Annotated in this window: 27 protein-coding genes and 2 pseudogenes; 23 read left to right on the top strand and 6 right to left on the bottom strand. The window is 69.6% G+C overall.

What is annotated here, in order from left to right:
• The first annotated feature begins 79 nt into the window (after positions 1 to 79).
• From ACFZDK_RS28760 to ACFZDK_RS28705, 12 genes are all read left to right on the top strand, one after another.
• Entirely contained in the window at positions 80 to 583 is a 504-nt protein-coding gene (locus ACFZDK_RS28760; RefSeq protein ID WP_390976808.1) for a flavin reductase, read from the top strand.
• Positions 580 to 1,467: an MBL fold metallo-hydrolase gene (locus ACFZDK_RS28755; RefSeq protein ID WP_390976807.1), complete on the top strand. Its 888-nt coding sequence runs from the start codon at positions 580 to 582 to the stop codon at positions 1,465 to 1,467. Before ACFZDK_RS28760 ends, ACFZDK_RS28755 begins: the two co-directional genes overlap by 4 nt.
• Entirely contained in the window at positions 1,464 to 2,666 is a 1,203-nt protein-coding gene (locus ACFZDK_RS28750) for an amidohydrolase family protein (RefSeq protein WP_390976806.1), read from the top strand. Before ACFZDK_RS28755 ends, ACFZDK_RS28750 begins: the two co-directional genes overlap by 4 nt.
• Before the next feature lie 100 nt (positions 2,667 to 2,766).
• The gene (locus ACFZDK_RS28745) at positions 2,767 to 3,513 is read left to right on the top strand and encodes an ATP-binding cassette domain-containing protein (protein WP_390976805.1); all 747 of its coding nucleotides are present in this window, start codon (positions 2,767 to 2,769) and stop codon (positions 3,511 to 3,513) included.
• Positions 3,510 to 4,520 (top strand): ABC transporter permease subunit, encoded by a 1,011-nt coding sequence (locus ACFZDK_RS28740; protein WP_390976804.1) that lies wholly within the window; start codon positions 3,510 to 3,512, stop codon positions 4,518 to 4,520. Before ACFZDK_RS28745 ends, ACFZDK_RS28740 begins: the two co-directional genes overlap by 4 nt.
• Positions 4,521 to 4,574: 54 nt before the next feature.
• On the top strand, positions 4,575 to 5,741 hold the full coding sequence (locus tag ACFZDK_RS28735) for a hypothetical protein (protein WP_390976803.1): 1,167 nt from the start codon (positions 4,575 to 4,577) through the stop codon (positions 5,739 to 5,741).
• Complete coding sequence (locus tag ACFZDK_RS28730; protein WP_390976802.1) at positions 5,741 to 7,138, top strand: FAD-binding protein; 1,398 nt, start codon at positions 5,741 to 5,743, stop codon at positions 7,136 to 7,138. The genes ACFZDK_RS28735 and ACFZDK_RS28730 overlap by 1 nt, the downstream gene beginning before the upstream one ends.
• Positions 7,139 to 7,140: 2 nt before the next feature.
• The gene (locus ACFZDK_RS28725; protein ID WP_390976801.1) at positions 7,141 to 7,914 is read left to right on the top strand and encodes a creatininase family protein; all 774 of its coding nucleotides are present in this window, start codon (positions 7,141 to 7,143) and stop codon (positions 7,912 to 7,914) included.
• Between the two features lie 69 nt (positions 7,915 to 7,983).
• Positions 7,984 to 8,412, top strand: a complete 429-nt coding sequence (locus ACFZDK_RS28720; protein WP_390976800.1) for a cupin domain-containing protein — start codon at positions 7,984 to 7,986, stop codon at positions 8,410 to 8,412.
• Positions 8,409 to 10,025, top strand: coding sequence for an amidase (locus tag ACFZDK_RS28715; protein WP_390976799.1), 1,617 nt, complete (start codon positions 8,409 to 8,411; stop codon positions 10,023 to 10,025). The genes ACFZDK_RS28720 and ACFZDK_RS28715 overlap by 4 nt, the downstream gene beginning before the upstream one ends.
• Positions 10,018 to 10,770: an isochorismatase family protein gene (locus ACFZDK_RS28710; protein WP_390976798.1), complete on the top strand. Its 753-nt coding sequence runs from the start codon at positions 10,018 to 10,020 to the stop codon at positions 10,768 to 10,770. Before ACFZDK_RS28715 ends, ACFZDK_RS28710 begins: the two co-directional genes overlap by 8 nt.
• Complete coding sequence (locus ACFZDK_RS28705) at positions 10,767 to 11,828, top strand: acetamidase/formamidase family protein (protein ID WP_390976797.1); 1,062 nt, start codon at positions 10,767 to 10,769, stop codon at positions 11,826 to 11,828. Before ACFZDK_RS28710 ends, ACFZDK_RS28705 begins: the two co-directional genes overlap by 4 nt.
• A 431-nt stretch (positions 11,829 to 12,259) precedes the next feature.
• Here the strand turns inward: ACFZDK_RS28705 and ACFZDK_RS28700 are convergent, their stop codons facing one another.
• The 4 genes from ACFZDK_RS28700 to ACFZDK_RS28685 all read right to left on the bottom strand — a co-directional run bounded on the left by ACFZDK_RS28700 (position 12,260) and on the right by ACFZDK_RS28685 (position 14,821).
• Positions 12,260 to 12,610, bottom strand: a complete 351-nt coding sequence (locus ACFZDK_RS28700) for a hypothetical protein (protein WP_390976796.1) — start codon at positions 12,608 to 12,610, stop codon at positions 12,260 to 12,262.
• A gap of 711 nt (positions 12,611 to 13,321) precedes the next feature.
• The gene (locus ACFZDK_RS28695) at positions 13,322 to 13,945 is read right to left on the bottom strand and encodes a transposase (protein WP_390976795.1); all 624 of its coding nucleotides are present in this window, start codon (positions 13,943 to 13,945) and stop codon (positions 13,322 to 13,324) included.
• Positions 13,831 to 14,190: a transposase gene (locus ACFZDK_RS28690; RefSeq protein ID WP_390976794.1), complete on the bottom strand. Its 360-nt coding sequence runs from the start codon at positions 14,188 to 14,190 to the stop codon at positions 13,831 to 13,833. The genes ACFZDK_RS28695 and ACFZDK_RS28690 overlap by 115 nt, the downstream gene beginning before the upstream one ends.
• Before the next feature lie 46 nt (positions 14,191 to 14,236).
• Entirely contained in the window at positions 14,237 to 14,821 is a 585-nt protein-coding gene (locus ACFZDK_RS28685; RefSeq protein WP_390976793.1) for a DUF664 domain-containing protein, read from the bottom strand.
• Between the two features lie 281 nt (positions 14,822 to 15,102).
• Here ACFZDK_RS28685 and ACFZDK_RS28680 point away from each other — a divergent pair, with 281 nt between their 5' ends.
• The gene (locus ACFZDK_RS28680) at positions 15,103 to 15,750 is read left to right on the top strand and encodes a hypothetical protein (RefSeq protein WP_390976792.1); all 648 of its coding nucleotides are present in this window, start codon (positions 15,103 to 15,105) and stop codon (positions 15,748 to 15,750) included.
• Positions 15,751 to 15,780: 30 nt separating this feature from the next.
• Here ACFZDK_RS28680 and ACFZDK_RS28675 read toward each other — a convergent pair.
• Both ACFZDK_RS28675 and ACFZDK_RS28670 read right to left on the bottom strand, forming a co-directional pair.
• Positions 15,781 to 15,882, bottom strand: a pseudogene (locus ACFZDK_RS28675) (IS5/IS1182 family transposase); the annotation flags it as partial.
• Positions 15,883 to 15,954: 72 nt separating this feature from the next.
• The gene (locus ACFZDK_RS28670) at positions 15,955 to 17,181 is read right to left on the bottom strand and encodes a SpoIIE family protein phosphatase (protein WP_390976986.1); all 1,227 of its coding nucleotides are present in this window, start codon (positions 17,179 to 17,181) and stop codon (positions 15,955 to 15,957) included.
• A 251-nt stretch (positions 17,182 to 17,432) separates the two neighbouring features.
• Here ACFZDK_RS28670 and ACFZDK_RS28665 point away from each other — a divergent pair.
• From ACFZDK_RS28665 to ACFZDK_RS28620, 10 genes and pseudogenes are all read left to right on the top strand, one after another.
• Positions 17,433 to 17,861: pseudogene (locus tag ACFZDK_RS28665) on the top strand (transcriptional regulator); the annotation flags it as partial.
• Between the two features lie 127 nt (positions 17,862 to 17,988).
• Positions 17,989 to 18,375 (top strand): hypothetical protein, encoded by a 387-nt coding sequence (locus ACFZDK_RS28660; protein ID WP_390976791.1) that lies wholly within the window; start codon positions 17,989 to 17,991, stop codon positions 18,373 to 18,375.
• A gap of 687 nt (positions 18,376 to 19,062) precedes the next feature.
• Positions 19,063 to 20,382 (top strand): 4-carboxymuconolactone decarboxylase, encoded by a 1,320-nt coding sequence (gene pcaC / locus ACFZDK_RS28655; RefSeq protein WP_390976790.1) that lies wholly within the window; start codon positions 19,063 to 19,065, stop codon positions 20,380 to 20,382.
• A gap of 28 nt (positions 20,383 to 20,410) precedes the next feature.
• Positions 20,411 to 21,046: an MBL fold metallo-hydrolase gene (locus ACFZDK_RS28650; RefSeq protein ID WP_390976789.1), complete on the top strand. Its 636-nt coding sequence runs from the start codon at positions 20,411 to 20,413 to the stop codon at positions 21,044 to 21,046.
• 36 nt (positions 21,047 to 21,082) lie between these two features.
• Positions 21,083 to 21,862 (top strand): exodeoxyribonuclease III, encoded by a 780-nt coding sequence (locus tag ACFZDK_RS28645; protein ID WP_390976788.1) that lies wholly within the window; start codon positions 21,083 to 21,085, stop codon positions 21,860 to 21,862.
• Between the two features lie 16 nt (positions 21,863 to 21,878).
• Positions 21,879 to 22,286: a DUF6278 family protein gene (locus ACFZDK_RS28640; RefSeq protein WP_390976787.1), complete on the top strand. Its 408-nt coding sequence runs from the start codon at positions 21,879 to 21,881 to the stop codon at positions 22,284 to 22,286.
• 110 nt (positions 22,287 to 22,396) lie between these two features.
• Positions 22,397 to 23,140, top strand: coding sequence for an ATP-binding cassette domain-containing protein (locus ACFZDK_RS28635; protein WP_390976786.1), 744 nt, complete (start codon positions 22,397 to 22,399; stop codon positions 23,138 to 23,140).
• Between the two features lie 16 nt (positions 23,141 to 23,156).
• Positions 23,157 to 24,104: a transporter substrate-binding domain-containing protein gene (locus ACFZDK_RS28630; RefSeq protein ID WP_390976785.1), complete on the top strand. Its 948-nt coding sequence runs from the start codon at positions 23,157 to 23,159 to the stop codon at positions 24,102 to 24,104.
• Between the two features lie 11 nt (positions 24,105 to 24,115).
• Positions 24,116 to 24,760 (top strand): ABC transporter permease subunit, encoded by a 645-nt coding sequence (locus ACFZDK_RS28625; protein ID WP_390976784.1) that lies wholly within the window; start codon positions 24,116 to 24,118, stop codon positions 24,758 to 24,760.
• Positions 24,757 to 25,620 (top strand): ABC transporter permease subunit, encoded by an 864-nt coding sequence (locus ACFZDK_RS28620; protein ID WP_390976783.1) that lies wholly within the window; start codon positions 24,757 to 24,759, stop codon positions 25,618 to 25,620. Before ACFZDK_RS28625 ends, ACFZDK_RS28620 begins: the two co-directional genes overlap by 4 nt.
• Positions 25,621 to 25,662 lie beyond the last annotated feature (42 nt).

Genomic DNA, 25,662 nt, shown 5'->3' with positions numbered 1-25,662 from the left:
GAGTGGGATTTACTCCCACGAAACACATGTCTCCTACGCTCAATGTTGATGTGACGAACATTCTAAGCGAGGAGCCCGAATGACCGCGACCACCGCCGACCGGCCCGCCACGGCCGGATTCCTCGATGCCATGGCCGCCCTCGCAGGCGGTGTCTGCGTGGTGACCGCCGCCGCGGCCGATGGCACACCTGCCGGATTCACCAGCACCGCCGTGATGAGCCTCAGCCGTACGCCGCAGCTGATAGCGATCGGCGTCCAGCGCGGCAGCCGCACCCTGCCGCTGCTCCGGGACGGCGGCAGGCTCGCCCTCAACATCCTTGCCGCGGACGGCGAATCCGTCTCGCGGCGGTTCGCCGATCCGGCCGCCGACCGGTTCGCCGGGCTGGAGTGGACGACGGGAGAGGGGGGTGTGCCGCTGCTGCTCGCGCAGAGCACGTACACCGTTCTGTGCCGCGTACGGGAAGAGGTGGCGGCCGGGGACCACCTGCTGCTGATAGCCGACATCGAGGAGATCATCCCTGGCCAGGGCGGGGTCAGCGCTCTCGTCCACCACGCCCGCCGCTACCACGGCATCGGCGCGTGAGCGGGCGCGACTGGTTCTCCGTACGGGAGACCGGAACTGGGACCTTCCTCATAGCCGAGCCCGGGCACGTCAACAGCTATCTCGTCGTGGGCGACGACCTCGCCCTGCTGTACGACACCGGGATGGGCATCGGGGACATCGGGCGCGAGGTGCGCGCGCTGACCTCGCTGCCGCTGCTCGTCGTCAACTCCCACCACCACTACGACCACCGGGGCGGCAACGCCTCGCTTGTGGGCGAGGCCAAGGACTTCGCCGTCCACGAGGCGGGAGCAGACCTGCACGGCGAGCCCGCACCGCGCGAGTGGCTCGAGACGTACGAGCACATCGCCCATGACATGCGACAGCGCTACATCGAGCTGAGCGCACTCTCCGCCGAGGGGTTCTTCGTCACGGACTCGCGGATCGAGGTGCGGCCCGTCCCCGAGCTGACCCAGTGGCGTATCGACGCGGTGCGACCTACCCGGCTGCTCAGGGAAGGGGAGCAGCTCGACCTGGGCGGGCGGAGGCTGCACGTCCTGCACACCCCCGGGCACTCGCCCGACGGCATCTGCCTCTGGGAGCCGGAGAGGGGCCTGCTTCTCGCCGGCGACACCCTGATCAGCGGCACGTTCTTCGCCCATGTGCCGGGCGCCGATGTACCCGCCTTCGCCGCATCGACCCGGCGACTGGCCGAACTCCCGGTCAGAACTGCCCTGCTGGGGCACAGCCTCCGCCACCGTGAGGACCATTACTTCGTGGGACGGGTCGCCGAAGCTTTCGACCAGGTGGTACGCGGACGGACCCGCCCGGTCCGCCGCCAGGACATGTTCGGCGCGCCCGCGATGTGGCACGCCTTCGACGGCTTCGCGGTACTCACGGCACCGGAGAACGGGGACGTACGATGACGGCGACGGCACTGCTGCTGCGCGGGGCGCGGCTGCCCGAAGGGCAGGTCCGGGACGTACTGATCGAGGACGGGCTGGTGTCGGCCGTTGCGCCGACCGGTCAACTCAACTCCTTGTGCGAGGAGATGGACCTCGCCGGCTTCATACTGTTGCCCGCCCCCGCCGAACCCCACGCCCACCTCGACAAGGCCCTCACCTGGGATCTGGCCGGTGCACCGCCCTGCGACCTGCCAGGGGCGGTCGCTGCCTGGCACGGCTATGCCGAGCGGGTAACGGAGGAGGATGTGCTGGTCAGAGCCCGCCGCGCGCTGCACGAGCTGGTCGCCAACGGTGCCACCGCCGTCCGCACCCACGCCGACGTCCTGCCCGGCCCCGATCCGCTCCGGGGGCTGCGGGCGCTGCTGCGGCTGCGCGCGGAGCTGAGCGAGCGGGTCGCACTGCAGATCGCCGTACTGCACGTTGAGGCGCCCGACGAAGTCCTCGACGAAGCACTGGAGTTGGGAGCCGACCTGCTCGGTGGCTGCCCGCACCTCTCCGACGACCCGCAGGCCGCTGTCGCCCGCGCCCTGGCCATCGCCGAGCGGCACGGCGTAGGCGTCGATCTGCATGCGGACGAGCATCTCCGTCCGGACCCGAAGGATCTGCTGCTGCTCGCCCAGGCGGTACGGGAGCGGGGCTTCGCCCACGGCGTGACCGCCAGCCACTGCGTGGGACTGGGCGGGCTGGACCCGGCCGAGGCCGCCCGAATCGCCAAGGAGGCGGCGGCATCCCGGATCGGGGTCGTCGCGCTGCCGCTCACCAACCTCTACCTTCAGGGCCGCGATATGCCTGCCCGCACCCCGCGCGGTCTGACCGCCGTACGCGCCCTCCTGGACGCGGGCGTGCCCCTGGCCGGGGGCGGCGACAACATCCGCGACCCCTTCAACCCGGTAGGCAGGGCCGACCCCCTGGAGACCGCCGGACTCCTCGTCACGGCAGGTCACTTGACGCTGACCGAGGCCGTCCACGCGGTGACCACCGGCGCCCGCACCGTCCTCGGGCTACCCGCCGCAGGGACTTACGAGGGTGCGGTCGCCGACCTCCTCGCCGTACGGACCGACTCGCTCTCCGAGGCTGTCGGGGCCTCGTACCCGGACCGGATCGTCTTCAAGGGCGGGCGAGCGGTGAGCCGTACCACGGTGATCCGCGAAACGCTCTGACTGGTCCAGGGCGTAAACGCCCGGGACATCCCCTCGAAACAATAAATGTTGATGCTACGAACATCGGTGAACGCATCACAGGCCCACGGAAGGAGTTGACGTGGCGACAGCAGTGCAGACGGCGCTGAGCTTCGTAGCCGTCGACAAGCGTTTCGACAGCGGGACCACCGCGCTCTCGGGAGTGGAACTCCACGTCGGTACAGGGGAGTTCGTCGCAGTTGTCGGCCCCTCCGGTTGCGGCAAGTCCACCCTGCTGCGGCTCGCCTCCGGTCTCGATGCCCCCAGCGCGGGCGAGATCAGCACCCCGGGCGGGGACATCGGTTACGTCTTCCAGGACGCCACCCTGCTGCCCTGGCGCAGCGTCCTCGCCAATGTGGCGCTGCCGGCCGAACTGGCCGGCCGTCCCAAGGCCGAACGGCACGAGCGCGCCATGGACGCCATCCGTCTCGTTGGCCTCGACGGCTTTGAGGAGCAGTTGCCCGGACAGCTCTCGGGCGGGATGCGGATGCGGGTCTCGCTGGCCCGCGCGCTGATGATGCGCCCCGCGCTCTTCCTCTTCGACGAACCTTTCGGCGCGCTGGACGAGATGACCCGGCTTCGTATGCAGGAAGAGCTCCAGCGGATCTTCGGCGAGACGGGGTTCGCGGGTCTCTTCATCACGCACTCGGTGACCGAGGCGGTCTTCCTGGCCAACCGGGTCGTGGTGATGTCGGCCCGACCTGGACGCATCACCGCCGAATTCGAGGTCCCGTTCGCCCACCCCAGGCCCGCTTCCCTCCGCTACGAACCGGAGTTCGCCGCGATCGCGGGCGCGGTCTCCGGGGCCCTGCGAGGAGCCGCCCAGTGACCACGAACACCCCGGCCGCCGACGCGCCGACTGCCCACGCAACCACGGCCGCCTCGGTCACCGTCGGCCCGAGCGGCGAACCGTCCGCCGCGTCCGAACCCGCCGTCACCGGTTCGAGCGCTGCCGCTCCGGCCCACGAGGGGAAGACCCCCGTGCACCAGTGCGATGCTGCCGCCGACTCCACGGTCGAGACTTTCCCGGCCGTCGAGGCGTCCGTCCGTACACGCCGCAGCCCTGTCGCCCTGCTCGCCCCCATCGGCTCGCTCGCCGCCGCCATCGGCCTCTGGTACGCGGTGAGTTACCTGCTCCTCGCCCCCGCCCGCCGCTTCCTCGTACCGCCCCCGCACCAGGTCCTCCAGGTCGCCGTCCTCGACTGGACCCACCTGCAGCCCATGCTCCAGGCCCTCGCCCTCACCGCGCAGGTCGCTCTCGCCGGGCTCGCCATCGCCGCCGCCCTCGGCATCACCGGGGCCGTCGTGATGAGCCGCGCCCGCTGGCTGGAGCGCTCCCTCTATCCGTACGCCGTCATCCTGCAGACCGTCCCGATCCTCGCCATCGTCCCCCTCATCGGCCTCTGGTTCGGCTTCGGCTTCACCAGCCGGGTCATCGTCTGCGTCCTCATCGCCCTGTTCCCGCTGATCGCCAACACCCTCTTCGGACTGCAGTCCGTGGACCGCGCCCACCACGACCTCTTCACCCTCCAGAAGGCGAGCCGCTGGGACCGCCTGCGCAAGCTCGAACTGCCCGCGGCGCTCCCCGCCATCTTCACCGGGCTGCGTACCTCCTCCGGGCTCTCCGTCATCGGCGCGATCGTCGGCGACATGTTCTTCAAGCAGGGCGCACCCGGTATCGGCACCCTCCTGGACGTCTACCGCTCACGGCTCCAGTCCGAGGACCTCTTCGCCGCGATCATCCTCGCCTCCCTCTTCGGGGTCGCCGTCTTCGCGCTCTTCACGTTCCTGTCCCGCCTCGCCGTCGGTTCCTGGCACGCGTCCGGCCGCAGCTGAGCCGGCCCACCCCCCTCTCCGCCTCCTCGTCAGAGCCCCTCCCGGGAGACAGCCATGCCAATTTCCTCCAGAAGAAGCCTTGTCGCGGGACTGAGTACCTCACTCCTCCTCGCCGCCACCGGCTGCGGCGCCGGCGCCACCACAGCCGGGTCCTCTGCCGATCTCAAGCCCGCCCCCGCCGCCCAGCGCCTCGACAAGGTCTGCCCCGCCACCGTTGTGGTCCAGGCCGACTGGGAGCCCGAGGCCGAACACGGTCCGATCTACAACCTCGTCGGCCCCGGCTACACCGTCGACACCGACAAGAAGCGGGTCACCGGCCCCCTCGTCATCGGCGGCAAGGATACCGGCGTCGAGATCCAGGTACGGGCGGGCGGTTCGGCCGTCGGGTTCCAGAGCCCCGCCTCCGAGATGTACATCGACCAGTCCATCACCCTCGGCATGGTCACCACCGACAGTGCCATCCAGGCGGCCGGCAAGCAGCCCGTCACCGCGGTCGCCGCGCTGATGAAGAAGAGTCCGCAGGTCCTGATGTGGGACCCCAAGACCCACCCGGACTGGCAGTCCGTCGCCGATATCGGCAAGAGCGGCGCCAAGGTCGTGTACCGCGACGGCGAGGTCTTCGCTCCGATGCTGGTGGCGAAGGGGCTCATCAAGAAGAGCCAGCTGGACGGGAGTTACGACAGCTCACCGTCCCGATTCGTCGCCGATCACTCCATCGCGCAGCAGGGCTTCGCGACCGCGGAACCGTACCTCTACGAGCACGAGATCGCCGCCTGGAAGAAGCCGGTCAAGTTCCAGCTGCTGTCCGATGTCGGCTACACCGTCTACCCGCAGGCACTCTCCGTGCGCACCGGTGCGCTGAAGAAGCTCAGCCCCTGCCTGAAGAAGCTGGTCCCCGTCATCCAGCAGTCGGCCGCCGACTTCGCGGCCGCACCGGACACCGCGGTCACGCTCATCGACGACATCGTCAAGCAGTACGGCACGAGCTGGGTCTACTCCAAGGGCACCGGCCAGTACGCCGCCAAGGAGATGGTCAAGCTCGGCATCCTCGGCAACGAGGCCGACGGATCGATCGCGAGCTTCGACGAGAAGCGGGTCGCCGACTCCCTGAAGACCTTCGGGCCGATCCTCGCCAAGGGCGGCGTCAAGATCCCGGCCGGGCTGAGCGCCGACGACCTGGCGACCAACGAATTCATCGACACCAAGATCGGAATGAAGTGATGGCCGTCGACCCCAAGAGCACGACCCTGTCCGCCGCCGAACTGCGCCGGATGACCGAACTTGTCGCAGACGACGCGCTGTTGGACATCGACCCAGGTGCCACGCACCGCACCCCCGGCATCGACGCATTCTGTACAGAGGCCGCCGCACTGCTGGGTGAGGATGCCGTCGTACGCGAGGACTCCGCCCTCGACAAGGCGTCCCGCGACTGGGCGCACATGTCGCCGATCCTCGCCGCCAAGCTCCCCGCCGGTCGCGCCGAGGTGGTGCTGCGCCCGTCGTCGTACGAGCAGGTCCAGCCCCTCGTCGCCCTTGCCCACCGCCTGCGCATCCCGCTCACCCCGCGCGGCAAAGGCACCGGCAACTACGGCCAGGCGATCCCGCTCCACGGTGGCGCCGTCCTCGACCTCACCGGATGCGGACGCATCCTGGGCGCGGGCGACGGGTGGATCAGGGCCGAGGCGGGCGCGAAGATGTCCGACCTGGAGGCGCACGCGCGCACGCTGGGCCAGGAGCTGTGGATGTTCCCCTCCACTTTCGGGACATCGCTCGGCGGCTTCCTCTCCGGTGGGAACGGCGGCACGGGATCGCTCGCCAACGGCACCAACGGGGACGGTTTCGTAAGGGAGTTGACCGTCGTCCCGTGCACAGCGGAGGCCGAGCCCTTCACCGTACGCGGCGAGGAAGCACTCCCGTACATCCACGCCTACGGCACCACCGGCATCATCACGACCGCGACCGTCGCCCTCCAGCCGGCCCGCGACTGGACCGGCCTCTTCGCCTCCTTCGACACGTGGACCTCCGCCACCGCCGCGCTCGGCGATCTCGTACGCCTGGAGCCCGCCCCGCGCCTGGTCTCCCTCGACGAGCCCGGCCTCGTCGAGACCTTCGAGGCCGACCCGGCCCTCGACCCGGCCGCGCTGAGCGTCCGCGCGATCATCGAGGAGCAGGCCGGGGACGACGCCCGCGCGATCATCGAGAAGCACGGCGGCCGGGTGACCGAGGTACGTCCCGCGCCGCGCGGTCCCGCCCTCATCTCCTCGCTTTCCTTCAACCACCCCACCTACCACCTGATGAAGGCCAAGCACGGCTACTTCCACCTGGAGATCGGCGGCGACGTACTGCTGGGCGACCCGGCGGCGGTCAAGGCCGTCTTCCCCGGCACGGTGCTGCACCTGGAGGGGATGCGCACGGGGACCGTCGGCATGCTGATGGCGCACTACCAGGACGAGGCCACCGTGTACGAGGGGATCGCCGCCCTGGAGGCACTGGGCGTCGGCGTCCACGACGTCCACAACTGGTACGTCGACCGGCGCCTCGATCTCGTCCGTGCCACCGCCCGCACCGCCGACCCGCTGGGGCTGCTCAACCCCGGCCACCTCCTGGGAGCGCACTGACCATGGCCTTCACCCGCTTCACCGACCTCAGCGGACCGTCGGTCACCGACCTGTCCGCCGACACCGTGGCCGTCCTCCCCGTCGGCGCGATCGAACAGCACGGGCCCCATCTTCCCGTCGCCACCGACTACTTCATGGCGGAGGCGATAGCGGAGGGCGCCGCCCTGGCCGCGTCCGACAGCTGCGACATCACGCTGCTGCCCGGCCTCGCGTACACCAAGTCCGACGAACACGCCTGGTCGCCCGGGACGCTGTGGCTCAGCGCCTCGACGCTCTTCGCGGTACTGGACGACCTGGGACGCTCTCTCGCCACGGGGCCCGTCCGGCGGCTCGCGTTCCTCAACGCCCACGGCGGCAACAGTGCGCTGCTGGGAGTCGCTCTGCGTGAACTCCGCACCAAATACGGTCTGTTCACCTTCCTGCTGCACGCCGCGCTCCCCGCGGACCAGGGCGGCGCGTCCCCGTCCGGCGAGCTGGGTCTGGGGGTGCACGGCGGGCTGAACGAGACCGCGGCGATGCTCCACCTCCACCCGGAGACGGTGGACATGTCGCTGGCCGAGCGGAGTGTCCCCGAGCACCTGATCGCCTACGAGCACATCGGCTTCGGCAAGTCCGTCTCCTTCGGTTGGACGAGCGACGACTTCGGTACGGGCAACGGCGTCATCGGCGACCCCACCGGAGCCACCCCCGAACTCGGCCGCAAGCTGGTCGACACCGCCATCGCCAACAACGCGGCCGCACTGCGCGAATGCGCCCGCTTCCTGCCTTCCGCCTGACCGCCATCTCTCCACCACCATCCGTCGGACCGTCACCCGTCCGACCGCCTGACGTCGAGGACACCCGCCATGGCCATCCCCCCGCTCCACAAGCCGCTCAGCGAGATCACCGCCCACCACATCACCGCGGGCGACACGGTCAAGCTCGCCGTCCTCACCGGACCGGCCGACGGCTCACCGACCACCGTCGTCTTCGAGGTGTGGGAACCGGGCGGCGCCCAGCCGCTCAACTGGCACCCCGAGTCCGTGGAGACCTTCGTGGTGCTCGCGGGCGAGGGCCGCGCGGTCAGCGACGAGCACGAACGCGACCTCGCACCGGGTGATGTCCTCGTCCTGCCCCTCGGCTCCAAGCACCGGATCACCAACGCCTCGGCCACCGAGCGGCTCTACACCCTCACGGTCATGTCCCCCGACGAGGGCTTCGCCGACCTGATCCAACGCGGCCCCTTCGCGGTGCTCGACGACGCGGACCTGGCCGTCCTCGGAGCCGCCCGATGAACACTGTGCCTTCCCGGGAGGCAACCCCCGGACCCCCGGCCGGACAAGCAGACCGGTCTGCCACGCCCCACCGCCCTCGCAGGGCGAACCGCAGCGAACTGCTCGACGCCTTCTGGTCGTACGAACAGGCCCTTGGCGCCAATGACGTGGCGGGCCTCGACCACTGGTTCCTGGACGCCCCGGACACGGTGCGCGCCGAGGGGTCCATGGTGCTGAGCGGGCATGCGGCCATCTCGGACTTCCGTCGCGGCCGCAGCGGGGGAGCCCCGGCCCGTACGGTCGAACGCGTCCATGAGGTGCGGATCGCCGAGGACGTCGCTGTACTGACCGCCGAAACGCTGCGGGCCGGCGGGGCGCGCGGGATGCAGACACAGGTGTGGCAGCTGACGGGGGAGGGCTGGCGGATCGCGGCCGCGCACGTCAGCGCGGTGCCGGATCCGGTGGCGGACGAGGCTTCGGACCCCGCGGTGTGGCGGGTCGTGGGCGAGCCGCTGGTCGCCGGGGCGCAGGAGGGGCCGCTCGCCGGTGTACGTACCGCAGTCAAGGACCTCTTCGCCGTTGCCGGACAGCGGATCGGCGGGGGCAACCCGCAGTGGCTGGCCGATGCGCCGATGGAGCCCCACCATGCCGACGCAGTAAGGGAATTGCTCAGGGCGGGCGCCCAGCTCACCGGGATCGCCCAAACCGACGAACTCGCCTTCAGCCTGGCCGGGACCAACATCCACTATGGCACCCCCGCCAATCCCGCCGCCCCCGGCCGCATCACCGGTGGCTCCAGCAGCGGCCCGGCGGCGGCGGTCGCCCGCGGTTGGGCGGATCTGGGGCTGGCCACGGACACCGCGGGCTCGATCCGGGTTCCCGCCTCCTACTGCGGCCTCTACGGCTGGCGCCCCACCCACGGAGCCGTCCCCACCGGCGGCCTGCTCCCGCTGGCCCCGTCCTTCGACACGGCGGGACTGCTCGCCCGGGACCCCTACCTGCTGCGTACAGCGGCGAAGGTGCTCCTGCCCCGGAACGATGAAGCCCCGATGACCACGCTTCTGGTCGACGACGCCCTCACCGCGCTCGCCGAACCCGAGGTCCAGGCATCCTTCGAGGCGGCATGCCGGGCGCTCTCCCTCCGCACCGGCCTGGAACTCGTACGGACCGACACCGGCATGACCCCACACCTGGAGGAGTGGTTGCCCGCCTTCCGTACCGTCCAGGCGGCCGAGGCGTGGGCCGCGCACGGGGAGTGGATCGACAAGCACCCCGGCGCGCTGGGAGCCGACATCGAGGCCCGGTTCGCCGGAGGGAGCCAGGTCGCGGAGGGTGAAGTGCGTGACGCCACCTCCGGGCTCCTGTCCGCCCGTTCGGTCATCGTCGAAGCCCTCCCGCCCGGCACCGCGCTCCTTCTCCCCGCCACGAGCAGCCCGGCCCCCCGAGCCGCTGCGACTCCGGCCGAGGTCGAGACCGTACGAGCCGCAACCCTCCGCCTCACCTGCCTTGCCTCGCTCGCCGGGCTGCCCGCCGTCACCATGCCCCGGCTGCGGGTCCGCGACCTCCCGGTCGGCCTCTGCGCGATCGGCGCACCGGGCACGGACCACGCCCTCCTGGAGCTGACCCATGCATGAGATCGGCCCCAACTCCCGCAACTCCTGGCGCGCGGACGCCACACACGTCGACCTTCGCCGCCCGCAGCGCCCGGCTCGCCCCGTGACCGTGGAGGCTCAGCCCCAAATCCTGACGCTCGACCTGGCCTCAACGGCGATCGTCGTCATCGACATGCAGAACGACTTCTGCTCGCCCGACGGCTGGCTGGCCTCGATCGGCGTGGACGTGTCCCCGGCTCGCACCCCCATCCCCGTACTCCAGCGGCTCCTCCCCGCCCTCCGGGCGGCCGACGTCCCCGTCGTCTGGCTCAACTGGGGCAACCGCCCCGACCGCGCGAACCTCCCGCCCGGCGTCCTCCACGTCTACGACCAGGAGGGAACCGGAGGCGGCCTCGGCTCCCAACTACCCAACGGGGCCAGGGTCCTGGAACGCGACAGCGCGTCCGCCGCTGTCACCGCACCCCTCTTTGCGGCACCCGGCGACCTGCACATCGCCAAGTACCGCATGAGCGGCTTCCAGGACACCGAACTCGACAGCGTCCTGCGCAATCTGCGCGCCGACACGCTCCTGTTCGCCGGAGTCAACGCCGACCAGTGCGTCCTCGCCACCCTCATGGACGCAGCGAGCCTCGGCTACGACGTGCTGATGCTGGAGGACGCGGTGGCCACCACCTCACCCGCGTACTGCATGGACGCCACTGTCTACAACGTCCGCCAGTGCTTCGGCTTCACCCTCACCGCCGCCGACCTCCAGGAAGCCTTGTGACCCTCCTCCAGCCCCACCGGGGCCCCGTCGACGGCGACCACTACCTGCCCGCGGACCCAGCCGCGGTCCACTGGGGCCTGCTTCCCAACGCCCTTTCCAAGCCTTCCCTTTCGGTGCCTTCAGGCGCGAGCGTCACCCTCGACACGATCAGCCACGAGGGCATCCTCGCCGACCAGGGCCGCGACCCGGCCGCCTTCTTCGCCGCCGCCGGCATCCACGGCATCCTCCGCGACACGGCCGAACTCGCCGCTTCCACCCGCCTTCACGACCCCGCCGCCCACGGCCCGCACGTTGTCACGGGACCCGTCCACATCCAGGGGGCCGAGCCCGGTGACGTACTCGAAGTGGAAGTCCTCCGCCTGCGCCGCCGCGCCCCCTACGGCGTGATCAGCAACCGTCACGGCAAGGGCGCACTCCCCGGCGAATACCCTCAGGGCCCCGGCCCCGACCCGGTCAGCCTGGTCGCCACCGTCGACGACGACGGCCGTGGCCGCCTCCCCGTGGGCGACGGTCGCGACATCCGCTTCCCGCTCCGTCCCTTCCTCGGCATCATGGGCACCTCCCTCGACACCGAAGTCCCGGTCCACTCGGTGCCTCCCGGCCCGCACGGAGGCAATCTCGACGTACGCCACCTCGGCGTCGGCGCCCGCCTCTTCCTCCCCGTTGCCGTCGAGGGCGCCCTCTTCTACGCCGGCGACCCGCACTTCTCCCAGGGCGACGGCGAAGTGGCCCTCACCGCCTTCGAAGCCCCGCTGCGCGCGACCCTCCGCCTCACCGTCCTCCGCGACCCCGCCCTACGCCGACTCGCATCCCGCCTGCGCGCCCCCTTCGCCGAGACCGATACCGAGCACATCGTCATGGGCCTGGACACCGACCTCGACGAGGCGATGCGCCATGCCGTACGCGACGCCCTCACCCTCCTCGACGAGCGCTTCTCCGTCCCTGGCCCGGTTGCCCTCGCCTACCTCAGCGCGGCCGCCGACTTCCAGGTCTCCCAGGTGGTCGACATCGTCAAGGGCGTCCACTGCCGCATTTCCAAGGCGGACCTGACCTTCTGACGGCACACGGCTCGCGCTCTGCCAGGGGGAGCGAGCCTGGGTCTCAGGTCTCGACTTCTCCCGCCCGGGCGTCCGACGGGACTGTCCTGATCAAGACACTCCCATGGACGACAGCGACGACCCCCGTAGCCCGTGGGCCGAGGCATTGCAGTTCGTCGTCAGCGGTCTACCGACGCCCGGTGTCGCAGCACTGGCAATACGCTTTCGGTGGCGCTTCGCGCCAGTCGGCGGCCATCCTGCCGCGCTGTCGGTAGGTCCAGCCTTCCGGCGACAGTGGCTACTTGCACGCTCCGGCGGGGCCGGCCCCTCTCGACCGTTTACGCTCATTTGACGCTCCGGACACCCGAGAGGTCGCCTGCCAAGCCGAGAAACCGGCTCTGGCCTGCGGTTTCTCCTGGCATCGCTGCCTGTGACGTTTTTTCGATGACGCATCATGTGCAGTGCGTGGCCATCCCCGAACTGACAACGAAGGGTGAGTTCGTTGCGGGCCAGTTTCGGGTCTTGTCGATGATCAGGCCGATCGACGTGGTCGCAGGGTCGCCGGCCAGGAAGTCGACGTAGTCGGCGAGATGGGTGACGGCCTCGTTGCCCGCGGAGACGATGAGGTTGATGCCCACGCCGTCATAGGCCCACACGGCCCTGCTCACGCCCAGGAGCATGCCGCCGCTGTAGGAGACCGCCGAAATGCCGCCGGCGCGACGGTCGTAGCCGCTCGACATCATGAGGGACAGAGACCGGGGAACGTTGACGTAGCCGAGACCGTTCGGGCCGACAACGGTCATGCCCGAGCCGCGGGTCGCTTCGCCGATCCGCTGCTGGAGTGCGCGGCCGTCCTCGCTGAACTCCGCGAACCCGCCGGCGCCCGTCCATGCCGGTCACGAGTGGGTGAAGAGTAAACTCATTGTCAGCCCGTCCAGGCCGCGTTGAGCGCCGGTTCGGGCGAAGCCGTCCGGGAGTGATCGGGCCGTGCCGTTGTGCCGGGATCAGTGGGACTGTTGCGCGACATCGTTCCGGACGGGGGTCCGACTCATGACACCTTTGACCGAAGTGTCTTGTGCTGGACTTGTCGACTGCCGTTGCGGGATGGTGCCTGCTGTCACCGAGCCGCAGGGCGTGTCCCCATAGGGGCCGTCTATCAGGCGCCATCACGGTTCAGACCGTCCGACCGGGCCGGTGCCGGCCACCCAGCACGTCACCATGGGGGAGGCGGACCACCATGACACCCAGACAGCGCGGCACCCGCTCCACCAGCACAGCCCGCCCGCTTGGGGCGAGGTCGTCCTGGGGGTGGACACGCACGGCAAGGTCCATGTCGCCGCAGTGGTCTGCCCGCTGGGTCGGATCCTGGGTACGAAGTCCTTCCGGCCACGGCGGTCGGATATGGGCGGCTGCTCGCCCGGGCCCGCAGGCTGGGGACGGTGCGTCGGGCGGGTGTGGAGGGTACCGGCACCTTCGGCGCGGGCCTGGTCCCGCTACTTGCCGGCGCAGCGCGTTCAGGTGTTCGAGGTGAACCGGCCAGACCGCTCGGCGCGTCGTCTGCTCGGGAAGTCGGACCCGCTCGATGCGCAGGCTGCTGCGCGGGCTGTGCTGAGTGGTCGCGCCCGGGCGCGGGCCAAGACCGGCGACGGTCCGGTGCAGAGCGCCCGGATGTTCAAGCTCGAAGAGCCAAGCAATCGACCGCTCGATCTTCCAGCGGTGCCGCCCAAGGCGTTCGCCGGACTCGATGCCTGGCCGCGCGATGCGCGCGACGAGCCCCGCTCACGCAGCCAGCTGAGGTGTTCGGCGGAGAAGTACGCCTTGTCCGCGCGGAGTTTGACGGGCCGGCGCCGCCGCGGACCCCGGCGGGACCAGACCGCGGGGATGCCGAGGATGAGCGGCTTGAGGGCGAGACTGTCGTGCATGTTCGCACCTGACACGGCGACGGCGAGCGGGACTTCCTCGGCATCGGACAGCACGTGCAGCTTGCTGCTCATCTTGCCGCGATCGACCGGGTTCGGCCCCGTCAGAGATCCCCCCTTTTGGCGCGCACGGAGGCCGCGTCGACGATCGCCGAGGTCCAGTCCACCTCGCCCCGGCCTCCGAGTTCGTCCAGCACCGCCCGATGCAGCCGACGCCACAGGCCGACCCCGGTCCATACCGTGAAGCGGCGATGCGCGGTGGCGGAGGACGTGCCGAACGTCGGCGGCAGATGACGCCAGGCACAGCCGCTGGTCAGCACGTACACCACTGCGGTGAACACGGCCCGCTCGTCACGCGGAGCGGTCCCACCACCTTGCGGTCGAGCCGCGAACGTCGGCAGTAACGGGGCGACCAGCTCCCAGAGCTCATCAGGAACCAGACGCTTCGACAGATCAGCACTCACGGTCGGCATCGTGCCGCTCGAACATCAAGTCACGTGGCACAGCCTTCTATGCCTTGCCTGATGCGGCCGATCTGGCGGCCTGCTCGATCTTCGCGCAGTAGGCGGCGCGAGCTTCTTCATCGATCTGCATCTCGTGCTCGGGGCGCATCCCGGTTCGGCCGTCGACGCCTTCGCGCAGGATGTCGGCGTGCCCGGCATGCCGGTTGGTCTCTCCGAGGACGTGGACCAGGATGGCGAACAGGTTCGTGTTCTGATAGGGCTCCGGCCACCACGGCACGAGGCCGGGGGCATCAAGGGCAAGCTCGTCGATCGTCGCGTCTGAGTGCTCCCACGTGCGCCGGTAAGACTCGATGATCTGATCCCGCGCCTCGTCCTCAGTCGCCCAGAGATCGCTGCCGTCGTGGTCCTGCCACCGGGGCAGCGGTTCCGGGGAAGGCCGGTCGAAGACTTCACCGAAGTACCTGGCCTCGACGCTGGCCACGTGTTTGACCAGGCCGAGGAGGTTGGTCCCGGTCGCCGTCAAAGGTCGGCGGGCGTCGTATTCGGACAGGCCGTCGAGTTTCCAGAGCAGCGCCTTGCGGTCCCGCCGCAGTCTCCCGTGCAGGGTGTCTTTCGCGAATTCATCGATCATGCGGCATGAGCCTGCCATGGGCTACTCGTGGCCTCAAGATCCCGTACGTGGACCGGAAGAGCCGAAGCCTGGCCATGGCCACCGCCCTGAGCTGCCGCAAGAAGCTCGCGAAACTTGCCACATGAGACAACCTCTTACTCGCTCCCACCGCAATTGAGCGATGCCATCGATCGCTTGCCAAGTCCGAACTTCTTCATATCGTGCGAACTCCACAGTGCCGGGGTACGGCAACGCCGCCGCAAAGACGGCTGAAGTCCGAGCTGACGCGATGGCTTGCAAGCTTGTACCCCGACCAGGTCATCGCCGACCATGAGCGCAAGGTGCCGCTTCCCAGTCACACGTGGCAAGAGGCCGGCTGGTGCCTCACGTTTGAAGCGATCCCCCGCAGCCCAGGCAAACGCGGCAATCCATCCAGCAGGACAATCGGCGTCTACCCCTCGGCATGGACGGCCGAGGACGGATCGGAGCGAGTGCTCGACGCCGTCACACACAAGGGCGGGAAGTACGGTGACCTGGAGCTGCCATTCATCGTGGCGGTAGGCCATGCAGCCGACTTCCCCGAAGACGAGGACATCGAGAGAGCGCTGTACGGGAGTACGGTTCAGTACGCCTACGACAGTGGGTCGACCTTCAGTCGAAAGCCCGACGGCTACTGGACTGCCACCTACGACCATGCCCACAGCCGTGTCAGCGGCGTGCTCGTCGTGAACAACCCAGCACCCTGGACCTGGACGAAAAACACTCCCGTTCTCTGGCAAAGCCCGGATCCCGCCTCGCTTCCTGCCCCCATCTTCCCTGTCTGGGCAACCGCGCAACCGGCTGGGATCCAGGTCGAGCGCCAGCCCGCGATTCGCTCCGTCCACACCGCTCTCGGTCTGCCGGAACGCTGGCCGACCGGTGACGCCTTCCCCCGGAGCGACCCGAGATGACGGCAGCGGCGCCGTCCTTCTGGACGTCATGGCCAGGTGGATCATGGCTTCGGAGCGGTGTGGGTGGGTTTCATAGTCGCGGACCAGGCGGCGGTGCAGCATGCGCCATCCGTAGGTCCGCTCCATCGACCAACCACACTACGCTTATGGATAGTCAGAAGCTGCTTCTGATCTCCTGGGCTTCCTCGGGCGAGGTTGGGGTGTTCAGTCGAGGGCTGCGAGGTGGTCGGCGGCGCCTCCGCGCCACTCGATCATGAAGAGGGTGGCGTCGTCGCTGGTGCGCCCGCCCCGTTCCTTCTTCAGCGTGTGGGAGAGCAGGCGCAGATCCGCCCGCATCCCGTTCGACGGCTCCTGGCCCAGGCGGTTGACGCAGCGGATGAGGCGTTCCTCACCGAACGGCTGCCCACCATCGACACGTTCCTCGATGATGCCGTCGGTGTAGCAGAGCACCCGGTCGCCCCGCTGGAGTGTGTGCTCTCGGATGCGGGGCGTCTCGCCTCCGATGCCGACGGGCAGCGTCGTCGCGCTCTCCAACTGCCGCAGGACCTGGCCCTCGCGGATCAGCAGCGGTGCGGGGTGGCCGGCGTTGACCAGCTCCAGCTCACCGGTGGCGATGTTCAGGTGCATCAGTTGCACGGTGACGAAGTGGTCGGTCCCGAACTGCCGGGAGATGGCCTGGTCCATGAACGCGTACTTCTCGGCCAGGCTGACGAACACGCGCCGGGCATGACGGTAGGCGCCGATGGCGATGGTCGCCATCGCGGCGGCGTCCAGGTCGTGGCCCATCGCGTCGATCACGGCCATGTGCAGGATGTTGTCGTTGAGGGCGTAGTCGAAGCTGTCGCCGGCGACGCGGTAGGCGGGCTCCAGGATGCCTGCCACCTCGACCTGCGGCACGGTCATCGTCAGCGGCGGCAGCAGGCCCCACTGGATCTCCGCGGACACGCTCATCGGTTCCCGGCGCCGGGCCAGGAAGAACTGGTCGGTGTAGGCGTTCTTGGTGACCAGCATGTCGGCGACCAGGCCGGAGAGCCGGCGCAGCAGGCGCCGGTCATCGTCGCCGACGGTCTCCAAGGTCAGGGCCAGCACGCCCACCTGATCGCTTCCGTCCAGCAGCGGCAGATACATCCGCACGCCGCCGCGGGCCTGTGGCACCTCGACGACGTCCGCGCTCTGGAAGGCCCGCCCGGCCGGGGAGCCGGTCACCGGCTCGGGCTGGCCCACGTGCAGCTTCTTGCCCGGAAGCGGCACCAGCAGCTCCTGGGCGTAGTCCTGGAGCAGGATGGACACGTCACGGCCGCCGATCCTGGCCACCTCTTCCGCGATCAGCGGGGCGATCAGCTGCGGCGGCAACAGCCGTGCCCGATCCAGCAGCACCCCGAGCAGCCGCTCGCCGAAACCCTCGGACCGGTCCACGCTCTCCCCGCTCATGGCCCGGTTCGCCACCGCTTTCCTGCCGCCCGCTCCGGTCGCTGTCTGCGCACAATTTGCCTGGTCAAGCCGCTGGAGCGGCTCATTACGCCATGCGCGGCATGTCAGCGGTGAACTTGGGGCCGTGTTCGGCACCCGATCGACCTCTGACCGCCCCCGCATCAGGGGCGGCGCCGGCCTCGATCGGCAGCGTGCCGCCCCCCGTTCCAGGCGGACGTAGTAGTCGACGCTGACCACGCCCCCACCAGTACCGCAACCTCGCCCGCTTCGTCTTCCTCGACGAGGCCGCCCACGCGCTGTACGCGAACTGGGAGAAGGCTGCCGGCGAGTGCGTGGCCACGCTCCACCTGTACGCCGGACGCCACGCCGACGACCCCCAGCTCACCGAACTGATCGGCGAGCTGGCCCTGCACAGCGACACCTTCCGCCGCATGTGGGCCGACCACGACGTCCTCGCCCACGCCACCGGCACCAAGCACCTGGTCCACCCGCTCGTCGGCGAGCTCACCCTCGACTACGTGACCCTGGCCGTCGAAGGCGACCCGGACCAGTCCCTCGTCATCATGACCCCCGAACCCGCCTCCCCTTCCGCCGAAGCCCTCAGCATCCTCGCTAGCTGGACCAGCACCTCCACCACCGCACCGCACTCCCATGACGAGGCGCAGGACCCAGCCCGCTGACACACGCTCATGGTCCTCTCCAGCTCGACGGACCATGATCCCGCCAGATGGACCAGCCGGTGCGCGACACGCCTCCTCACAGAGCTACCGCGCCGTTGTTCGGCACCGGCAGCGCTGTCGAAGGGGCATGACACCCAAAATCGACGCAGGCAAGCCCTTCGCTCACCTGACTGTCGAGAGCTCGGAGACGCAGCCGGAGCCGCTTTCTGTTCGCCGTCGCCGAAGGAGCGTCCTCCAGGACTCGATCCGGATCTCCGCCCTCGCCTATGAGTACCTTGGCGACAGCGGTGCGGCGTTGGAAGCCGGCTACCAGATGCTGCGGACGATCCAGAGCCTGCTCGGCCCGGACGACTTCAAGAAGGCGCCGGCCTTCTTCAACGCGGCCTTCGGGCCCCTGACCCCCGAGCAGAATGAGCGGGGCTCCATCTTTGATTACACGCCGCACCGCGAGATGCGAGCCTTCACCAAGCATCTCGGGGAAGAACTCAGCGAGGAACTGATAGGACTCCGTTAGGTCTCGGGCTCCGTCGCGTCAGGCTCTACGACGCACGCTCGTCGTGCTTCATCTTCCTGGCCAACAACGGTGTCCCGGACCACATCCTCGCGCGATGGGCCGGACATACGAACGTAAAGACGACCAAGCGGTGGTACGTCAAGCCGGATGTAGAAGAACTTCGCGGAGCCGCCACCACTTGGGATGGCTTGCACGGGGGTGCGGCGGAGGGGCAAGACTGACCCACGCGGACCATCAGCCGAGCGACTTGCGAGCCGTATGGCCAGCAGGATCGGGGCGACGCGGATTCGGGGTGTCGCTCGCTGGTCTGGACCAGTGGCTGCAGCTGAGAGCATGCGGCTACGGCCAAGCCTTCTACCAAGCGTTCACCGTACGGTGTTCAAGCTGCTGTTGGGCGGGATTCCGGAAGGTTTCGAGGTGAGTCACGCCGAGCCTCGTCCGTGCCACCACACTTGGCGCTGCAACGCGAACCGCCTGGAGGCCGTGATCAAAGAGAAAAGCGTTGCTCGTAGCGACTGAAGGAGGGCACGTGCCCGCAGGGCCCACCGCCGACACGGCCACGAGTACATGCCGGAGAACGTATACCTGGGCTCTCGTCGGCAGGTCCGGCAGTGCCGGCGCGGGGCGAGGCCCGCTCCGTCCACCCCGGCGATGTGACATCTCGTGACAGATGAGAGGCTCAGGCGGGTGAGTGAGACACCGATGAACACCCTGCAATACCGCTTTGACGGGCCAGAAGACGCTCCTGTCCTGATCCTCGGTCCCTCACTGGGTACCACATGGCACATGTGGGACCGGCAGATCCCGGAGCTGATCCAGCAGTGGCGGGTGTTCCGCTACGACCTGCCCGGGCACGGCGGCGCCCCGGCGTATCCGGCCGGTTCCGTCGCCGAGCTGACCGCGCGGCTGCTGGCCACGCTCGACTCCGTCGGCGTGCAGCGCTTCGGCTACGCGGGCTGTGCGCTCGGCGGTGCCGTCGGCATCGAGCTGGCCCTGCGGCACCCGGAGCGGATCGCCTCGCTCGCGCTGGTCGCCGCCTCGCCCCGGTTCGGGACGGCGGACGAGTTCCGCCAGCGCGGAGTGATCGTGCGGACGAACGGCCTCGACCCGATCGCCCGGACCTCCCCCGACCGCTGGTTCACCGGCGGCTTCGCCGCCGCCCAGCCCGCGATCACGGAGTGGGCCGTCCAGATGGTCCGGACGACCGACCCCGGCTGTTACATCGCCGCCTGTGAGGCCCTGGCCGGCTTCGACGTACGGCACGAGGTCGCCCGGGTCGGGGTGCCCACGCTCGTCCTGGTCGGCTCGGACGACCAGGTCACCGGACCCGCCGAGGCCCGCACCCTGGTCGCCGCGATCCCGGACGCCCGGCTCGCGGTGGTGCCCGGCGCCTCCCACCTGGTCCCGGTCGAGCAGCCCGCCGCCGTCACCGACCTGCTGGTCCGGCACTTCTCCACCGCCTGGCAGCCCGCCTACGACTCCACCACCGGCCAGATGGCCATCCCGGCCGCCCCGGTGAAGCCGGTGCTGTCCGCCGCGCCCCTGGCCGTGCCGCAGGTCGCTCCCCAGGTCACGCCGATCGCCGCGATCGCCCCGGCCGTCGTACCGCCGCAGCCGTTCGGGCGGCCGGACTCGTACGACGCGGGGCTGAAGGTCCGCCGGGAGGTGCTCGGGGACGCGCACGTGGACCGGGCGCTGGCGCAGGCCGACGAGTTCTCCGGGGACTTCCAGGAGTTCATCACCCGCTACGCCTGGGGCGAGATCTGGGACCGGCCCGGCCTCGACCGGCGCTCGCGCAGCTGTGTCACGCTGACCGCGCTGGTCGCGGGCGGCCACCTGGAGGAGCTCGGCTTCCACGTCCGGGCGGCCCTGCGCAACGGCCTCACCCCGGACGAGATCAAGGAAGTACTGCTGCAAGCGGCGGTGTACTGCGGGGTGCCGGCGGCGAACAGCGCCTTCCGGGTCGCCCAGCAGATCATCCGCGAGGAGACCACCCCCGAGGACTGAGGGCCGGCATGGGGGCAGGATGGTGACCATGAAGCTCACCAAGAAGTCCCACTCGTGCGTGCGCCTGGAGAAGGACGGGCGCACGCTGGTGATCGACCCCGGCGGGTTCAGTGAGCAGGACGCGGCGGTCGGCGCCGACGCGATCCTGGTCACGCACGAGCACGTCGACCACTTCGACGAGGGCCGGCTGCGGGCCGCGATGGACGCCGACCCGGCCACCGAGATCTGGACCCTGAAGTCCGTCGCGGACCAGCTCGCGGCGGCCTTCCCGGGCCGGGTGCACACCGTCGGCCACGGCGACGCCTTCACCGCGGCCGGCTTCGACGTCCAGGTGCACGGCGAACTGCACGCGGTGATCCACCCGGACATCCCGCGCATCACCAACGTCGGCTACCTCGTCGACGGCGGCAGGGTCTTCCACCCCGGCGACGCGCTCACCGTCCCCGACCACCCGGTCGAGACGCTGATGCTCCCCGTGATGGCCCCCTGGAACAAGATCTCCGAGGTCATCGACTACGTCCGCGAGGTGAAGCCGCAGCGTGCCTACGACATCCACGACGCCCTGCTCACCGACCTGGCCCGGCCGATCTACGACCGCCAGATCGGCGCCCTGGGCGGCGCGGAGCACCTGCGGCTGGCCGCGGGAGGCTCGGCGGACGTCTGAGGCGCGTTGTCAGAGGGGCCCGGTAGGTTGTGGGACATGCGCATCGCGACCTGGAACGTGAACTCGATCACCGCCCGCCTGCCGAGGCTCCTCGCCTGGCTGGAGAGCAGCGGCACCGACGTGCTCTGCCTCCAGGAGGCCAAGCTCGCCGAGGCGCAGTTCCCGTTCGAGCCGCTGCGCGAGCTGGGCTACGAGGCGGCGGTGAACGCCACCGGCCGGTGGAACGGCGTGGCGGTGCTCTCCAGGGTCGGCCTGGAGGACGTCGTCAAGGGCCTGCCCGGCGACCCGGGATACGACGGGGCCGAGGAGCCCCGCGCGATCTCGGCGACCTGCGGGCCGGTCCGCGTCTGGTCGGTGTACGTACCGAACGGCCGCGAGGTGGACCACCCGCACTACGCCTACAAGCTCCAGTGGTTCGAGGCGCTGAAGGCCGCCGTCGCCGGCGACGCGGGCGGCAGCCGCCCCTTCGCGGTCCTCGGTGACTACAACGTGGCGCCGACCGACGACGACGTCTTCGACAGGGCCGCCTTCGAGGGCCTCACCCATGTCACCCCGGCCGAGCGCGCCGCCCTCACCGCCCTGCGCGAGACCGGCCTGTCCGACGTCGTGCCGCGCCCGCTCAAGTACGACCACCCGTACACCTACTGGGACTACCGCCAGTTGGCCTTCCCGAAGAACCGCGGCATGCGTATCGACCTGGTGTACGGCAACGAAGCGTTCGGCAAAGCCGTGAAGGACGCCTATGTCGACCGCGAGGAGCGCAAGGGGAAAGGCGCTTCCGATCATGCCCCGGTGGTGGTGGACCTGGAGGTGTGAGTGTCAACCTGGGACCATGAACATCCCCTTTCTGGGCAACAGGCACGGCCAGGCCGGTGGCGTCCACCACACCGCAGACCCCGATCTGCTCGCCGAGTGCGAGCTGCTGCGCGCCCAGGCGGCGGAGGAGGGTGTCGCGCTGGACGACACCCCGGCCTCGCTGGAGGCTCTCGACCAGCTGCTGCCGCGCTGGCGCGACGACGAGGAGACCGTGGCCTGGCTCGGCACCGACGCCGGTCTCTATCTGGGCACCGTCCTGATCCGGACCGTGCCGGGCGCGGAGTGGGAGATCCGGGCGGACGGGGAGCCGGTGGTACGGCTGGCCTCCGGGCGGGAGTTCGAGGTCGTCGCGTCCGGCCAGGACTGGGCGGCGAGCGGTGTACCCGAGCTCTCCCAGCTCTACGCCGAGGTCGCCGAGGCCTGATTGCCGTAAATACGGCTAATGCCCGAAAAGTGCGTGTCGTGCCCCCGGTTCAGTCGTCGCTGGATAGTTTGCGGCAACCACGACACGGCTGAGAGTGGGTAGGGCTGCGGATGGCCGTCGATCCTCTGATCGAACTGCGGGACGTCAACAAGTACTACGGGGAGCTCCACGTCCTGAGGGACATCGCTCTCACCGTCGGCAGGGGCGAGGTGGTCGTCGTCATCGGCCCCTCGGGGTCGGGGAAGTCGACGCTGTGCCGGACGATCAACCGCCTGGAGGCCGTCGAGTCCGGGACGATCACGCTCGACGGGCAGCCGCTGCCCCAGGAGGGCAAGGCCCTCGCGAGGCTCCGCGCCGAGGTCGGCATGGTCTTCCAGTCCTTCAACCTGTTCGCCCACAAGACCGTCCTGCAGAACGTCTCCCTCGCCCAGATCAAGGTCCGCAAGCGCAAGAAGGAACAGGCCGACCGGCGCTCGCGTGAACTCCTCGACCGGGTGGGCCTGTCGGCGCAGGCCGAGAAGTACCCCGCACACCTCTCCGGCGGCCAGCAGCAGCGGGTGGCCATCGCCCGCGCCCTCGCCATGGAACCCAAGGCCCTCCTCTTCGACGAGCCCACCTCCGCCCTCGACCCGGAGATGATCAACGAGGTTCTCGAAGTCATGCGGCAGCTCGCCAGGGACGGCATGACCATGGTCGTCGTCACCCACGAGATGGGCTTCGCCCGCTCCGCCGCCAACCGGGTCGTCTTCATGGCCGACGGCAGGATCGTGGAGGACCGCACCCCGGAGGAGTTCTTCACCAACCCGCGCAGCGAGCGCGCCAAGGACTTCCTTTCCAAGATCCTCAAGCACTGAGCGGGGAGCACCACCCATGGTCCGTACCACCCGTGTGCCCGCCGCCCCGGCCCGGTCCGCCGCCCGGGCCCTGCTCGCCGTGCTGCTGGCCGGCGCCGGCCTCGCCGCCGGCGGCTGCGGCAAGGAGGGCAGCCCGCCGGGCAAGGGCCCCGCGGCCGACAGGCTTCCCCACTACGAGATCGCGCAAGGCTTCCAGCTGCCCGACTCCCCGACCTGGACCCGGGCGAAGAAGCGCGGCTACTTCGTCGTCGGGGCCAAGGAGGACCAGCCCTACCTGGGCCAGAAGGACCCGGCCACCGGCGTCTACTCGGGCTTCGACATCGAGATCGCCCGGATGATGTCCGCCTCGCTCGGCCTCGACCCCCAGAAGATCCGCTTCCGGACCATCGCCTCCGCCAACCGCGAGACCGCCCTGCAGAACGGCCAGATCGACTACTACGTCGGCACCTACACCATCAACGACAACCGCAAGAAGCTCGTCGGCTTCGCCGGTCCCTACTACATGGCGGGCCAGTCCCTGCTCGTGCGCCGGGACGAGAACGACATCCACGGCCCCGAGGACCTCGCCGGCAAACGCGTCTGCTCGGCGGCCGGTTCGACGCCGTACCAGCGGATCAAGACCGACTACCCGAAGGCGATCCTGGTCGCCTACGACACCTACTCCGTCTGCGTCGACAACCTGCTCACCTACCAGGTCGACGCCGTCACCACCGACGACGCCATCCTCATCGGCTATGCGGCGAAGGCCCCCGACGAACTCAAGGTCGTCGGCAAGCCCTTCTCGAAGGAGCCGTACGGCATCGGCGTCCCGCGCGACGACAACGCCCTGCGCTTCGCGATGAACGACGCCCTGGAGGCACGTGAGAAGAACGGCGACTGGAAGCGGGCCTACGAGGCGACGCTCGGCCTCTCCGGCGTACCGGCCCCGCAACCGCCCCCGATCGACCGCTATCCCGCGAGCTGAGCGAGGACGGCATGAACGTACTGACCGACAACTTCCACACCTACGCTGAGGGTTTCCTCGGCACCGTCGAACTCACCGTCTACGCCTCGCTGCTGGCGCTGGCCCTCGGCTTCCTGATGGCCGCCTTCCGGGTCGCCCCGGTCGGCTCCCTGCGGATCTTCGGCACGGCCTGGGTCACCGTGCTCCGCAACACCCCGCTCACGCTCCTGTTCTTCGCGGTGCTGCTCGGCCTGCCCCGCTTCGGACTGGTGCTGCCCTTCAAAGTGTTCGCGGTCCTCGCCCTCGGCTGCTACACCTCCGCCTTCATCTGCGAGGCACTGCGCTCCGGCATCAACACCGTGCCCAAGGGACAGGGCGAGGCCGCCCGCAGCCTCGGCATGACCTTCGGACAGACCCTCAACCTGGTGATCCTGCCCCAGGCGTTCCGGTCGGTCATCCCGCCGATCGGCTCCACCCTCATCGCGCTCGCCAAGAACTCCGCGATCGCGGGCGCGTTCAGCGTCACCGAACTCCTCGGCACCTACAAGACGTTGAGCGAGCTCGGCTACAACATCGTCTGGACCTTCGTCTGGATCGCCGTCGGCTACCTGATCATCACCCTCGCCATCAGCGCCCTCTTCCACGTGATGGAACGCACCTGGGGAGTCGCCCGATGACCGAGGCCGCCACCGCGCTCTACGACATCCCCGGCCCCCGCACCCGCAGGCGCCACCGGCTCTACGGCGCCCTGGCCACCGCCCTGCTCCTCGCCCTGCTCCTCGCCCTGCTCGCCTGGATCCTGTACCTCCTCTTCGACACCGGGCAGTTCACCTACACGAAGTGGGCGCCCTTCGCGTACAAGGGAATCCAGGAACTCCTCCTGCGCGGCCTGGGCAACACCCTCAAGGCCTTCGCGATGGCGGCCGTCCTCTCCCTCGCCCTGGGCGGACTGCTGGCCACCGGACGGCTGTCGGACCACCGCCCGGTACGCTGGCTCGCCACCGTCGTCGTGGAGTTCTTCCGGGCGATGCCCGTCCTCGTGATGATCTTCTTCATCTTCGTGGCGCTGAAGGTCCAGCCGCTGCCCGCCCTGGTCGCCGGACTCACCCTCTACAACGGCTCGGTGCTCGCCGAGGTGTTCCGTTCCGGGGTGCTCAGCGTGGAACGCGGCCAGGGGGAGGCCGCGTTCGCGCTCGGCATGCGCAAGACCCAGGTCATGTCGTACGTCCTGGTGCCCCAGGCCGTCCGGGCCATGCTGCCTGCCATCATCAGCCAGCTCGTGGTGGCCCTGAAGGACACCTCGCTCGGCTATCTCATCACCTACGAGGAGTTCCTCCATGCCGGGAAACTGATCGCGTCGAACCTCGACTACGATTTGCCCTTCATCCCGGTGGTGATGGTGATCTCGCCGATCTACATCGGGATGTGCATGTTGCTCTCGTGGTTCGCCGGCTGGGTGGCCCGGCGGGAGCAGCGCAGTCCGCGGACCGAGGCCGTCGAGGTGGCCCCGGCCGAACCAGGGACGCTGTTGCCGTAGGGGGCAGCAGCCAGGGCCAGGCCCGGCCGGCGGCAGCCGGAG

This window comes from Streptomyces sp. NPDC007901, from assembly GCF_042959465.1.
GTDB lineage: Bacteria > Actinomycetota > Actinomycetes > Streptomycetales > Streptomycetaceae > Streptomyces.
This window is presented reverse-complemented; position numbering and strand designations above follow the sequence as displayed.